We start from the raw sequence: 13,005 nt of genomic DNA, 5'->3' as shown, positions 1-13,005 counted from the left end.
TAAAAAAAGAGGAGGCACCCTGCCTCCTTTTTTCTATAGTGAGTTGATATTTAAATAAAAGCTCTATTGAAATTAGATACCCTACAAAAAAAATCGGGTTTTAAAACAATTATTTCAGCCTACTTTATGTATAGCTTAGTTTGTCGATATGAGGCATAATGCCCTACAACGTAGCGGTGTCATATAATTGAGAAGTCTAAATTTAAGGATTAGCGTTCTCAATCATGCGACACTTTAATCGCTATCCCATATTTAATTAGGGAATGGGACTCTTCACCGAGGTTGTAAAATGAGACAAACGATTTTAGCTGTATTGTCTTTATCAACGCTTGCCGCACTTTTGACTGGGTGTGGTGGTGATATGGTACTTCTAAACTCTAAAGGTCCAGTTGGTCAAGGTCAAAGTGACCTTATGATGACTGCGATCTATTTAATGTTACTTGTGGTGATTCCTTCAATCATCATGGCATTATGGTTTGGTTGGAAATATCGCGCGTCAAATAAAGATGCAGACTATAAACCTACATGGGCACACTCAACTGCAATTGAAGTTGTAGTATGGGGTATCCCTGTCATTATTATTGGTATTTTAGCTTGGTTAACTTGGTGGGGTTCCCACAAGTATGACCCATACCGTCCTTTAGAATCAGATAAAGCACCTTTAACTATTCAAGTTATTGCTGAACAGTTTAAGTGGATCTTTATTTATCCTGAACAAAACATTGCAACAGTTAACGAAGTACGTTTCCCTGAAAAAACTCCGTTAAGCTTTAAAATCACTTCTAACTTTACAATGAACTCATTCTTCATTCCACAGTTAGGCGGCCAGATTTATGCAATGGCAGGTATGCAAACTCACCTTCATTTGTTAGCAAATGAAACTGGTGTATATCGTGGTTTCTCTTCTAACTACTCAGGTTACGGTTTCTCTCAAATGCGTTTCAAGGCGCATAGTGTTACAGAGCAACAATTCAACGAATGGGTAGCAGCGGTTAAAGCAGGTAATGGTTCAACCATTAACCCAGAAGCAGTTCAAAAAACTACGCTTGACCAAGCTGAATTGGCAACCTTACGTGATGGTAACCGTTCTAAGCATCAGATCGAGCATTTAGTAAATCGTGCTAAAGCTGCTGGTGATGAAAAAGCAGTTGCTGAAGCTGAAGCTATGAAACCGTTCCCGACTAAGCCACACCCTGTGACTTATTACTCTACTGTTGAGCCTAAATTGTTTGAAACAATTATCAACCACTATATGAGTAACTATCATGGTGTTGACCACTCTGCTGAACACGCAACAGCTGACACTCATGCTGCAGCTGAACACGCTGCTCAAGGGGAATAAGACATGGATATGATTTTTGGTAAACTGGGTTGGGACTCTATCCCGACAGAGCCAATCGTACTTGTCACCATGGTCCTTATGGCAATTGGTGCAATTGCAGTGCTTGGCGGTATCACCTATTTCAAAAAATGGGGATATTTGTGGAATGAGTGGTTTATTACGGTAGACCATAAAAAGATTGGTATCATGTATATCATCGTATCTGTTGTCATGCTTCTGCGTGGTTTCGCCGATGCGATCATGATGCGTTTACAACTTTTCCTCGCTAAAGGCGGCGGCGAAGGTTATCTACATCCTGACCACTATGACCAGATCTTCACCGCACACGGTGTAATCATGATCTTCTTCGTAGCAATGGGTCTCGTTGTAGGTATGATGAACATCTCTGTACCTTTACAGATTGGTGCTCGCGACGTTGCTTTCCCATTATTGAACTCTTTAAGCTTCTGGTTATTCGCTGGTGCTGCTGGTTTGATGATGCTTTCACTTGTGTTAGGTGAATTTGCTGCGACTGGTTGGATGGCTTACCCTCCTCTATCTGGCATTCAATATTCTCCTGGTGTAGGTGTTGACTACTATATCTGGGCACTTCAGGTTTCTGGTCTAGGTACGCTTTTATCTGGTGTTAACTTCTTCGTTACCATCATCAAAATGCGTGCACCTGGCATGAAATTAATGGATATGCCTATTTTCACGTGGACTTCACTTTGTACGGCTGTATTAATCATTGCATCATTCCCTGTATTAACAGGTACTCTTGCAATGCTTACTCTTGACCGTTACTTCGGCTTCCATTTCTTCACAAATGAGCTTGGCGGTAGCCCAATGCTTTATGTGAACTTGATCTGGACATGGGGTCACCCTGAAGTATACATCTTGGTATTACCAGCATTTGGTCTATACTCAGAAATCGTTGCAACCTTCTCTCGTAAAGCGTTGTTCGGTTACAAGTCTATGGTGTATGCAACTATCGCGATTACTGTTCTTGCGTTTGTTGTATGGCTTCACCACTTCTTCACCATGGGTGCTGGTGCGAACGTTAACGCGTTCTTCGGTATCATGACCATGGTTATTGCGATTCCTACTGGTGTGAAAATCTTCTCTTGGTTATTCACCATGTATAAAGGTCGCATCACCTTTACCACTCCAATGTTATGGACGCTTGGCTTCCTTGTAACATTCGGTATCGGTGGTTTAACTGGTGTACTTATGGCTGTTCCACCTGCGGACTTCTTGGTACACAACTCATTATTCTTGATCGCTCACTTCCATAACGTAATTATCGGTGGTGTGGTGTTTGGTATGTTTGCCGGCATCATTTACTACTGGCCAAAAATGTTTGGTTGGAAGCTCAACGAAGCATGGGGTAAAGCTGCGTTCTGGTTCTGGTTCTTCGGTTTCTATTTTGCATTCATGCCACTTTATATCCTTGGTTTCATGGGTATGACTCGTCGTTTGAATACATATGACAACCCTGAATGGGATCCGTACCTTGCGATTGCATTATTTGGTGCTGTTCTTGTTGCGATTGGTATTGCATGTTTCTTAATGCAAATCATCGTTGGTTTCTTACAACGTAAAGACAACATGGACCTTACTGGCGATCCATGGGATGCTCGTACGCTTGAATGGGCGACCTCTTCCCCTGCTCCGTTCTATAACTTTGCGCATGAACCAGATGCAAGCGGTATCGACCGTTTCTGGACTGACAAAGAAAATGGTGTAGCATACGCACGTAACACTAAATATGAAGACATCCACATGCCGACTGATCGTGCTGCTGGTTTTGTCATTGCAATGTTCATTACTCTTCTTGGCTTTGCACTCATCTGGCATATTTGGTGGCTCGTTGTTGTTTCATTCGTTGCAGCTGTTGTTAGCTTGATCGTAAGTTCATTCACTAAGAATGTTGACTACTACGTTCCTGCTGCTGAAGTTGAGCGTATTGAAAACGAACGCTATGCTTTACTTGAAAAACACTTGAAGAAGGACTAAGGAAATGGCTGAAGTACTTCATCACGACAACCACGGCCATGATGGTCATCATGAACATGATGATACTGATTTAACGGTTTTTGGTTTCTGGACATACTTGATGAGTGACTTGATTCTTTTCGGATCACTCTTCATTGCGTTCGCTGTATTAAGCAGTCATGTTCCAGCAGGGACTCCAAGTGCATACGACCTATTCCATGAATCATTAGGCTACGTGTTAACTGAAACATTTGCCTTATTGATTTCATCGGTAACTTTCGGTTTTGCTGTACTTGCATCTTATAAAAAGAATGTAAATCAAGTTATTACTTGGTTATTTATTACATTCCTTTTTGGTGCGACCTTCATCGGTATGGAACTCTATGAATTCCATCACCTTGTAGAAGAAGGTCATGGTCCAACTCACAGTGCATTCTTATCATCGTTCTTTACTTTGGTTGGTACACACGGTATCCACGTAACTTCTGGTTTAGTGTGGATGCTAGTATTAATGTATCAAATCAAAACTAAAGGTTTGACTTTACCGAATACACGTCGTCTTGCTTGCTTAAGCTTGTTCTGGCACTTCCTTGACATCGTTTGGATCTGTGTATTCAGCGTCGTTTACTTACTGGGAGTTCTCTAATGAGTAGTCATGAGCATAATGCTGCTGGTGCGTCACACGGTAACTTTAAGCAATACACTGTTGGATTTATCCTTTCTGTTATCCTCACCATCATCCCTTTCGGGATGGTGATGGCGGGTGGTTTCAGTCGTGGTCTTTTAGTTACAGTGATTGCAATCACTGCGGTTGCTCAGGTTCTTGTACAACTTGTGTACTTCTTACACATGAATACATCATCTGAACAACGTTGGAATATGATTGCATTCATCTACACAATCCTATGTATCGCCGTACTTTTAATCGGTTCTGTGTGGATTATGAATTACCTTCACTACAATATGATGATCTAAACTGATTGTCATGTTGAGAAAATATCTATTCCTGACTAAACCAGGAATTCTCTTCGGTAATTTCATTACCACCTTGGGCGGCTTTTTCTTAGCCGCCCAAGGCTCTATAGACATCTTATTATTACTTCTCACCCTACTTGGAACAACTTTAGTTGTGGCTTCTGGTTGTGTGGTTAATAATGTTATAGATCAAGATATTGATACAAAGATGCAGCGCACTCAAAACCGTGCACTTGTTAAAAAAACAATCTCTCCTACTGTTGCGCTGATATATGCATTAGTGCTTGGAGTAATTGGTTTTAGCATTTTGTGGTTCGGTGTAAATGGTTATGCATTTTTGTTTGCAATGATTGGTTTTATTGTCTATGTCGGTTTTTATAGCTTGTGGACCAAACGTACTTCAATCCATCAAACCGTCATTGGTAGTATCTCCGGAGCGAGCCCTCCTGTTATTGGTTATACAGCAGTAACTCATCAATTTGATGTGGCAGCCTTGCTTTTGTTTTTAGCATACGCTTTATGGCAAATGCCTCACTCTTGGGCAATTGCAATTTATCGTTTTGATGATTACAAAAATGCGGGAATTCCAATTTTGCCTGTAGCACGTTCTATTTATCGTACGAAAATTGAATGTGTAATCTATATCCTATTATTTGCAGCTGTTTTGAATGGGTTATATTGTTTTGGCTATACCAATGTATTCTTTTTAATTACTTTTAATGCTTTGACTGCATATTGGTTATATTTATCAGTTATTGGATTTAAAGCCGAAAATGATCAATTGTGGGCTAAACGTTTTTTCCTGTACTCGGTCATATTAATTACCCTGTTAAGTTTGAGCTTTAGCTTTACCTATCAATCCCCTGCTCCAAATCTTCCTCTCTTTTAAACAAGAGAGGATTTCCTCTTTATAGTAAAGAAGTTTTACTTTTCTGATCAAAAGATTTGTTTTTAGTCGAACTTTTACCTATAATTCAGCCTTCGCAAATTTTGCGACATAACTTATTAAGTTATGACTCCTTGCTTCTAATTTTTTATTAGGGGCTGTTTAAACCGTAAGGAGCTGACAATGCGTCATTACGAAATCGTACTTTTGGTACACCCAGACCAAAGCGATCAAGTTGTAGGTATGGTTGAACGCTATATCTCTCAGATCAAAGAAGCTGAAGGTCAAATTCACCGTTTAGAAGATTGGGGCCGTCGCCAATTGGCTTACCCAATTAACAAAATTCACAAAGCGCACTACATTCTTATGAATGTTGAATGTGGTCAAACTACGCTTGATGAGTTAGAAGAATTATTCCGTTATAACGACGCGATCATTCGTAACCTTATCATCCGTCGTGAACACGCAATCACTGAAGAGTCATTGCTTGCTAAGAGTGCTGAAGAAAAGCGTGCGCGTAAAGCTCAACGCGAAGAAGCACAGCAAGTTGCTCAAGAAGCTGAATAAGGAGAACATCAATGGCACGTTTTTACCGTCGTCGCAAGTTCTGCCGCTTTACAGCTGAGAATGTTGCGTACATCGACTACAAAGATATCGACACTTTAAAACAGTACATCACTGAAAACGGCAAGATTGTTCCTAGCCGTATCACTGGTACTAAAGCTCGTTATCAACGTCAATTAGCACTTGCTATCAAACAAGCTCGCTATTTGTCTTTGATTCCGTACACTGACAACCATAAGTGAGGTGATCTGTGGACGTTATCTTATTACAACGCATTAAGAACCTTGGTAAATTAGGCGATAAAGTATCAGTTAAAGCTGGTTACGGCCGTAACTTCCTTATCCCTCAAGGTAAAGCAGTTGCAGCTACTGAAGCTAACACTGCTGCTTTTGAAGCTCGTCGTGCTGAACTTGAGAAGCAAGAAGCTGAAGTTTTAGCTGCTGCTCAAGCACGTGCTGAACAATTGAATGAAGTTAACATCGTTATCACTGCTAAAGCTGGTGACGAAGGTAAACTCTTCGGTTCTATCGGTACTCGTGACATCGCTGACGCATTAACGAATGCTGGTCTTACAGTTGACCGTGCAGAAGTTCGTTTACCAAATGGCGCGCTTCGTCACACTGGTGAATTCAACATCGCAATCCAATTGCACCATGATGTTGTTGCAGAAGTTCTCGTTACTATCGTATCTGAGTAATTTCTCATCAAAAAAAGAGCATGCTTTTGCATGCTCTTTTTTTATGTTTCAAATTTTAAAATAAGATATATTAATTCCTGATCAGTTCTTCAGTTTAATTGGTTTTTTAATTAGGTAGTTTATTTAATTTTGTTTTAAGATAGTTCTCGGCTTTACAGCCTCTTTGTGTACACCTTTCTTTATCATCAGGTCTAATTATGTCTCAGGCGAATGCCACTTCTTTAGCGCTTTCATCTCCAACAGAAAATAAAACGAGTGAATCAGGCCAACTTAAAGAGTTTCGCACTCCCCCACACAATTTAGCTATTGAACAAGCTGTTCTAGCAGCCCTGATGACAGTTGCCGAATCTTTCGAACAAGTTAACGATGTACTCAAAGAAAATGATTTTTACGCGACTCGCCATAAATATATTTTTCGTGCAATCGAGAAATTAGCACAAGAAAACTCACCCTATGATGCTGTCTTAGTAAGTGACTGGCTCTTAAAACAAAATTTACTTGATGCTATCGGTGGCGAAGAATACTTAATGCAGCTTATGGCTGACTCACCTTCAAGTTTCTATAACTTAGAAACTTATGCTACTAAAATTAAAGAGTTTTCTACACTTCGTAGTATGATTAAAGTTAGTACTGAAATTTTACAAAATGCTTATGACACGAAAGGCCGCGGTGTTAGTGAAATTTTAGACTTAGCTGAAACAAGTATTTTCTCATTAGCAGAACAGCACAATAACAATAAAAAAGATGCTGGTCCTAAATCTATTAGTTCTGTTACCGCAGACGTAATTAGTAAGCTTGATGAGCTTTCAAAATTAGATGGCAATATTACAGGTTTAACGACTGGCTTCTTAGAACTTGATAACAAAACATCTGGTATGCAACCTGGTGACTTAATTATTGTTGCTGCACGTCCATCGATGGGTAAAACTACTTTTGCCATGAATCTGGTTGAGAGTGTTTTGCAATATAACAAGTTACCTGCTCTGGTCTTTTCAATGGAGATGCCAGCAGACTCGATTGCGATGCGTCTTATTTCCGCAATGGGTAAAGTCCATCAAGGACATTTACGCTCTGGTAACCTCGATGCAGATGAATGGACCAAAGTGACTGGTACAATTTTGCAGCTTCAGCAAATGCATTTGTATATTGATGACTCATCAGCCCTACCTCCAACTGAACTTCGTGCCCGTGCTCGTCGTGTTGCCAAAATGCATGATGGTAAAATCGGTTGTATCATGGTCGATTACTTGCAGCTCATGAAAGTCCCAGGCATGGGTGATAACCGTGTAGGCGAGATCTCGGAAATTTCACGTAGCTTAAAAGCATTAGCGAAAGAGATGCAATGTCCTGTTATTGCACTTTCCCAGCTTAACCGAAGTCTGGAAAACCGTCCAAATAAACGCCCTGTAATGTCCGACTTACGTGAATCCGGAGCGATCGAGCAGGATGCCGACTTAATTATGTTTATTTACCGTGATGAGGTTTATAACAAAGAGTCAAAAGAAGCCGGCACTGCAGAGATTATTATTGGTAAGCAGCGTAACGGTCCAATTGGTTCAGTTCGTCTTGCTTTTGAAGGTCAATATACTCGATTTAGTAATCTCTCTCCTGAGTATTACAGCCAATATGATGATGAAGAATAAGCTCTATCTCTAGCCCAAAGGAGTAAATGAGGGTGCGCCAAGCAACAGTTTATATTGACCGCAATGCAATTCAATATAACTTAAACCGTGTCAAACAACTTGCAACAAATTCAAAAATTGTAAGTATGGTAAAAGCCAATGCTTATGGACATGGAATCAAAGACTGTTTAGCAGCCTTAAATGCATCAGATGCCTTTGGTGTCGCCTGCCTACAAGAAGGTCTGGAAATCCGTGAACTCGGATTTCAACAACCTGTTACTTTAATTGAAGGGGTATTTTCTGAAAATGAAATGCCAATTGCGATTAAACAAAAATTTGAATGTGTCATTCACCATCAACAACAGTTTGAATGGTTGATTAAACACAAACAAGCATACATCAGCCAAGGCTTAAAAGTCTGGGTTAAACTTAATAGTGGGATGAACCGGTTAGGTTTTAAAAATCCAGAAATTATTGAAGTTATTAAGACTTTAAAATCTGAAGGATTTACTTGTGTACTTGCGATGCATTTCGCAAATGCAGATGTAGACCATCCACTTAACGAGCAACAAAAACAACAATTTCTACAAGTTAAACAAGCTTGTGATCCAGTGTTAGCTTCTTGCTGTAATTCTGCTGCTATTTATAAATGGCCAGAGTTACATTTTGATTATGTTCGTCCGGGTATCATGCTTTACGGCGCCTCGCCTTTTGCAGATCAAACAGTCCATGATCTTGACTTAAAACCAGTGATGACTTTTTCAGCAGAAGTAATTGCACTCAACCATATTCAAACTAATGAACATGTCGGTTATGGCTCTACTTTCTGTGCCACGCAAGCAATGGATATTGCAATTGTTTCTATAGGTTACGGTGATGGTTATCCACGAGCTTATATTAAACAAAACTATGTCGCTATCGATAAACAACTCTGTGCGGTTGTAGGGCGCGTGAGCATGGATATGATTGCAATTGACGTGACAGGCAAGCAAGTAAAATTAGGCACTCCAGTTGAACTCTGGGGTCCACATCGCTTAGTTGATGATGTTGCGGATGCAAACGGAACGATAGGATATGAATTACTCTGTCGCTTAAGTAATCGCCCCACTCGTAAAAGCACTTAAATAATAAAATATAAAAAAAATCCAAGCATGCTTGGATTTTTTTATTTAAACATTCAAAGTTTATCGCCAGTAATCATCTGTAGGCTTTGGCATTTCCTGTAATCCCCGACGAAGAGTATCTGACCATTGTTTACTAATCTGTGAGAAATAAGGATCATCTTCGGTAATTCGTTTTCCCATGGGAATAACAAAGCTATCTTTAATGTAGACCAATGCATCAAGTGGTAAGCCAACAGAAACATTTGAACGCAAAGTCGAATCAAAAGAAATCAGGCTACAACGTAATGCATCGTCTAGTGGCATTGCATAATATAAAGCTCGATCCAGAATAGGCTTCCCATATTTACTCTCACCTATTTGAAAATAAGGTGTATCTGTAGTTGCGCAAATGAAATTGCCTTGTGGATAAACATTATAAAGTTGCATGTCACCACCCTTAATCTGCCCACCCACCAAAATACTACAGGCATAATTCATTTGTTCTTGGGTATCCGAACTAATATCCTCTAAAACAGTTTTTAAGGTTTTACCAATTAGTTCAGCCACCTCAAACATCGTATTAACACTATATAAATTAGGCTCTTGCTGCAAAGTCAGGGCATTTTGTAAATGACCTATAACAGCTTGCGTGGTTGCTAAGTTACCTGCAGTTTGCAAGGCAATAAAACGTTCTCCGGTAACGCCGAAAGTATGCAGTTTTCGGAACACAGAAATATGGTCAACTCCTGCATTGGTTCTTGTGTCACTAATAAACACTAAACCTTGTTCCAATCTTAGCGCACAACAATAGGTCATTTCATTCTCTTTACATTCAACATGCCAACACTTGAACCACAGACATCATGTTCTCAACTCCACCTTGCTCTCTTACGCCACGAATAGGTGCCACATCGAGATAGTCACGTCCTACTGCAAGGTAGATATGATGTTTGGGTGTAAACAACTGATTGCTTACATCAAAACAATACCACTGATTTTCTAAAAATACCTCCGCCCAAGCGTGACTGGCAAGGTGCGGATAGTTTTGATCAAATAGATAACCAGAGACATAACGTGCAGGTAATTGTAGCGCACGACACATCGCAATTAAAATGTGAGCATGATCTTGGCATACACCTTGACCAGCATGAAATGCTTCGATCGCAGTTGTCTGAACCGAAGTACTTTCAGGCTGATAAAGTATTTTTTGCAAGATATATTCGCTTAATAACGCAATATGCTGTCGATCCTTAACCACTACAATATGTTTGGCAAAGTCCAACATTTCCGAATCACATCGAGTTGCACCTGTCATCTGCAAAAACAAATTTGTAGGTGTAGAGAGATCTACACAACCTAGTTCTACATTTCGAAGCTCAACAATTCCTTGGGCCATAAATGTAAGATGTTGATATGGATAACGCTGACTAGCCGTCATCCATACATTGTTAAATATATCTCTCTTTATTGTTTTATCACCCGGCACGCTAATTGCCCAATTCATAACATGTTGGTGAGGCGATGTTTGAGGCATCATTTTAATATACTGAATGCTGTTCCGAGCAGTTTCAGTATAGCTATAATGCGTTTGATGATTAACCATCAATTTCATAATCAGCCCTCAAACATATTTTCCAACTGCTGTGTAAAATTATAGTAAGCGTCCCACGTAAGTTGCTGCTTTAGTGCTTGCCAATTTTCATTTATATTTTCCCAATTCAAATTAGCGAGCTGTTGCACCACAATATCTAGCTCTGATATGAGAACGGATAAATCTTCTCCAAAACGCAGTTCTATATCAAATTGCTCTATTTTTTGGCCTAAATGCAAAAATAAACGAACATCTTCATGTTCCACTTCTAGTATTTGCGTGCATTGTTCGACTGCTTTACTCAATGCATCAGGTTGAGCTTGAAGCGTATTAATCACATTATTTAATTCTGCATAAGCATGTGATGACAAAATACCTCTTAGTTCCTGAATATTATCTTTAGCAATAATGAGCTGGTTCAGTAATGAAAATGTTTGCTTCTTGTCTAACATATAGTGATTTAGTAATTCAGCATTTTCTATGACCAAACCAAATGCTGCTGCAAATCTTGTTGCTTTCTCATCTTCTGTAAAGGGTAAATGAGAGGCTGCAAATTTAACTCGCATCAAATATCGACCCAACCAATATATTTGATGCGCACTCGAATTGAGTAAAACCATAAAGTTCCTCTTTAACCCACAATCAGGAATGTAATGTTTCAACAACCCATGTATCTTTTATACCGCCACCTTGAGACGAATTTACAACTAAAGAACCCGCTTGCATGGCCACACGTGTTAAGCCTCCAGGCACAATCTCTGTACGATAAGGTGAGCTCAATACAAATGGACGCAAATCAATATGACGCTCAGCCACCCCGCCTGTCGTTAAAGTTGGAGCGACAGATAAAGCTAAGGTAGGCTGCGCAATATACATATGTGGCATCGCAATCAATTTTTTTCTAAAGTCATCAATTTCGCATGAGCTTGCTTTAGGTCCAATCAACATGCCGTATCCGCCCGAACCTTGTGCTTCCTTAACGACTAATTGATCAAGATTAGAGAGTACATAATCTAAGTGTTCTTCTTTACGGCACTGATAAGTGGGTACATTTTTTAGAATTGGTGTTTCATCTAAATAATATTGAATCATTTGATCTGCATAAGGATAGATAGATTTATCATCAGCCACACCCGTTCCAGGTGCATTTGCAATCACAACATTTTTTTGTAAATAAGCAGACATAAGACCTGCTACACCTAAAGCACTGTCTGGTCGAAATGCTAAAGGATCTAGAAAGTCATCATCTAAACGGCGGTAAATTACGTCTACTTTTTGACGCCCACGAATAGTTTTGACAAATACTTGATCATTTTCTACAAATAAATCCCGATTTGTAACTAATGGCACATCCATTTCACGCGCTAGAAAAGCGTGCTCATAATAAGCACTGTTAAAACGCCCTGGTGTTAGCACCACAATAAAGGGTTGATCTGCAGAAGAATTTTCTTGCAATATTTCTTTTAAAAGTTTTGGATAATGCTCAATCCCCTGTAAATTATTGGCTGTACATAGCTCAGGCATTAATTTCTGGCTAATATTTCGGCTCTCAATCATATAAGACACCCCAGAAGGTGTTCTCAAATTATCTTCTAATACAAAAAACTCCCCTTCACCATCACGGATAATATCGATCCCACTAATTTGTGAATAAATTTTTCCTTTTAAAGAATGTTTAAGCATATGGGGCTGGAAAGCGTCATTTCCCATAATTTGTTCTTCAGGAATGATTTGTTCTTTTAAAATATGCTGTCCATGATAAATATCATCCAGGAAATAATTTAATGCTTTAACACGCTGTGCACAGCCTGAGGCAATTTTTTCCCATTGTTTTTTCTCGATTACTCTTGGAATTAAATCAAAAGGAATAGTGCGCTCTGTTCCTTCTTTATCGCCATAAACATTAAAAGTAATCCCATGATAAAGAAAATGCTGTTTTGCTTGGGTATTTAACTCCTTTAACTCATCTAAAGTACGAATGCTTAACCATTGTTCAATTTTTTTAGAAGCTGCACCATTTGACGTTACATCATCAAGCATCTCATTAAAGAACTGTGATTTTAGTTGCTCAAAGAGATTGGTTTGCACAGAAATATGTTCTAAAAAAGAGGTTGGGTTAATGAGTGCTGTTGTTGTCTGCTCTTGTATAAAAAAATCATTATCTAGATGTAATTCATGCTCTTGTTCTGACATAACCACCTCGTCTTATCATTTATCTATATTTCATTTTTAAATAAGCAATTTCAGTGCC

Annotated in this window: 14 protein-coding genes; 10 read left to right on the top strand and 4 right to left on the bottom strand. The window is 39.3% G+C overall.

Going from position 1 to position 13,005, the window contains the following annotated elements; translation table 11 throughout:
• The first annotated feature begins 289 nt into the window (after positions 1-289).
• The 10 genes from cyoA to alr all read left to right on the top strand — a co-directional run bounded on the left by cyoA (position 290) and on the right by alr (position 9,184).
• Positions 290-1,342 carry a ubiquinol oxidase subunit II gene (gene cyoA, locus JGE69_RS07670; RefSeq protein WP_002119579.1) on the top strand — a complete coding sequence of 351 codons (1,053 nt, stop codon included), beginning with the start codon at positions 290-292 and terminating at the stop codon, positions 1,340-1,342.
• A 3-nt stretch (positions 1,343-1,345) separates the two neighbouring features.
• Entirely contained in the window at positions 1,346-3,337 is a 1,992-nt protein-coding gene (cyoB, locus tag JGE69_RS07665; RefSeq protein WP_005068497.1) for a cytochrome o ubiquinol oxidase subunit I, read from the top strand.
• Positions 3,338-3,341: 4 nt separating this feature from the next.
• Complete coding sequence (cyoC, locus tag JGE69_RS07660) at positions 3,342-3,962, top strand: cytochrome o ubiquinol oxidase subunit III (protein WP_016140562.1); 621 nt, start codon at positions 3,342-3,344, stop codon at positions 3,960-3,962.
• Positions 3,962-4,291, top strand: a complete 330-nt coding sequence (locus tag JGE69_RS07655) for a cytochrome o ubiquinol oxidase subunit IV (RefSeq protein WP_000094534.1) — start codon at positions 3,962-3,964, stop codon at positions 4,289-4,291. The genes cyoC and JGE69_RS07655 overlap by 1 nt, the downstream gene beginning before the upstream one ends.
• Before the next feature lie 10 nt (positions 4,292-4,301).
• On the top strand, positions 4,302-5,180 hold the full coding sequence (cyoE, locus tag JGE69_RS07650; protein WP_002119614.1) for a heme o synthase: 879 nt from the start codon (positions 4,302-4,304) through the stop codon (positions 5,178-5,180).
• Between the two features lie 180 nt (positions 5,181-5,360).
• Entirely contained in the window at positions 5,361-5,744 is a 384-nt protein-coding gene (gene rpsF / locus JGE69_RS07645) for a 30S ribosomal protein S6 (protein ID WP_002119610.1), read from the top strand.
• A gap of 11 nt (positions 5,745-5,755) precedes the next feature.
• Positions 5,756-5,983 (top strand): 30S ribosomal protein S18, encoded by a 228-nt coding sequence (gene rpsR / locus JGE69_RS07640; protein WP_000090661.1) that lies wholly within the window; start codon positions 5,756-5,758, stop codon positions 5,981-5,983.
• Positions 5,984-5,991: 8 nt separating this feature from the next.
• Complete coding sequence (rplI, locus tag JGE69_RS07635) at positions 5,992-6,438, top strand: 50S ribosomal protein L9 (protein WP_000382591.1); 447 nt, start codon at positions 5,992-5,994, stop codon at positions 6,436-6,438.
• A gap of 197 nt (positions 6,439-6,635) precedes the next feature.
• Positions 6,636-8,081: a replicative DNA helicase gene (gene dnaB / locus JGE69_RS07630; RefSeq protein WP_002119718.1), complete on the top strand. Its 1,446-nt coding sequence runs from the start codon at positions 6,636-6,638 to the stop codon at positions 8,079-8,081.
• Positions 8,082-8,113: 32 nt separating this feature from the next.
• Positions 8,114-9,184, top strand: a complete 1,071-nt coding sequence (gene alr / locus JGE69_RS07625; RefSeq protein ID WP_104074307.1) for an alanine racemase — start codon at positions 8,114-8,116, stop codon at positions 9,182-9,184.
• A 60-nt stretch (positions 9,185-9,244) separates the two neighbouring features.
• On the opposite strand, the gene JGE69_RS07620 is transcribed toward alr, so the two are convergent.
• From JGE69_RS07620 to JGE69_RS07605, 4 genes are read right to left on the bottom strand one after another with little or no spacing between them, the layout of a single operon-like run.
• Positions 9,245-9,979: a proteasome-type protease gene (locus JGE69_RS07620; RefSeq protein ID WP_199112883.1), complete on the bottom strand. Its 735-nt coding sequence runs from the start codon at positions 9,977-9,979 to the stop codon at positions 9,245-9,247.
• A gap of 16 nt (positions 9,980-9,995) precedes the next feature.
• Positions 9,996-10,775 carry a transglutaminase family protein gene (locus JGE69_RS07615; RefSeq protein ID WP_039758311.1) on the bottom strand — a complete coding sequence of 260 codons (780 nt, stop codon included), beginning with the start codon at positions 10,773-10,775 and terminating at the stop codon, positions 9,996-9,998.
• Between the two features lie 2 nt (positions 10,776-10,777).
• The gene (locus JGE69_RS07610; RefSeq protein ID WP_199112885.1) at positions 10,778-11,374 is read right to left on the bottom strand and encodes an alpha-E domain-containing protein; all 597 of its coding nucleotides are present in this window, start codon (positions 11,372-11,374) and stop codon (positions 10,778-10,780) included.
• A 22-nt stretch (positions 11,375-11,396) separates the two neighbouring features.
• On the bottom strand, positions 11,397-12,947 hold the full coding sequence (locus JGE69_RS07605; protein WP_199112887.1) for a circularly permuted type 2 ATP-grasp protein: 1,551 nt from the start codon (positions 12,945-12,947) through the stop codon (positions 11,397-11,399).
• Positions 12,948-13,005: the final 58 nt, after the last annotated feature.

This window comes from Acinetobacter sp. C13, from assembly GCF_016809775.1.
Classification (GTDB): Bacteria; Pseudomonadota; Gammaproteobacteria; order Pseudomonadales; family Moraxellaceae; genus Acinetobacter; species Acinetobacter pittii.
Note: the sequence above shows the minus strand (reverse complement) of the source record. Positions and strands in the feature narration are given on the sequence as shown.

Bases quoted from the DNA above. Each gene is read 5' to 3' on its own strand.
- cyoC (WP_016140562.1), top strand. From the start codon at position 3,342: ATGGCTGAAGTACTTCATCACGACAACCACGGCCATGATGGTCATCAT.
- rpsF (WP_002119610.1), top strand. From the start codon at position 5,361: ATGCGTCATTACGAAATCGTACTTTTGGTACACCCAGACCAAAGCGAT.
- JGE69_RS07615 (WP_039758311.1), bottom strand. From the start codon at position 10,775: ATGAAATTGATGGTTAATCATCAAACGCATTATAGCTATACTGAAACT.
- JGE69_RS07620 (WP_199112883.1), bottom strand. From the start codon at position 9,979: ATGACCTATTGTTGTGCGCTAAGATTGGAACAAGGTTTAGTGTTTATT.
- JGE69_RS07610 (WP_199112885.1), bottom strand. From the start codon at position 11,374: ATGGTTTTACTCAATTCGAGTGCGCATCAAATATATTGGTTGGGTCGA.
- cyoE (WP_002119614.1), top strand. From the start codon at position 4,302: ATGTTGAGAAAATATCTATTCCTGACTAAACCAGGAATTCTCTTCGGT.
- rpsR (WP_000090661.1), top strand. From the start codon at position 5,756: ATGGCACGTTTTTACCGTCGTCGCAAGTTCTGCCGCTTTACAGCTGAG.
- cyoA (WP_002119579.1), top strand. From the start codon at position 290: ATGAGACAAACGATTTTAGCTGTATTGTCTTTATCAACGCTTGCCGCA.
- cyoB (WP_005068497.1), top strand. From the start codon at position 1,346: ATGGATATGATTTTTGGTAAACTGGGTTGGGACTCTATCCCGACAGAG.
- dnaB (WP_002119718.1), top strand. From the start codon at position 6,636: ATGTCTCAGGCGAATGCCACTTCTTTAGCGCTTTCATCTCCAACAGAA.
- JGE69_RS07605 (WP_199112887.1), bottom strand. From the start codon at position 12,947: ATGTCAGAACAAGAGCATGAATTACATCTAGATAATGATTTTTTTATA.
- JGE69_RS07655 (WP_000094534.1), top strand. From the start codon at position 3,962: ATGAGTAGTCATGAGCATAATGCTGCTGGTGCGTCACACGGTAACTTT.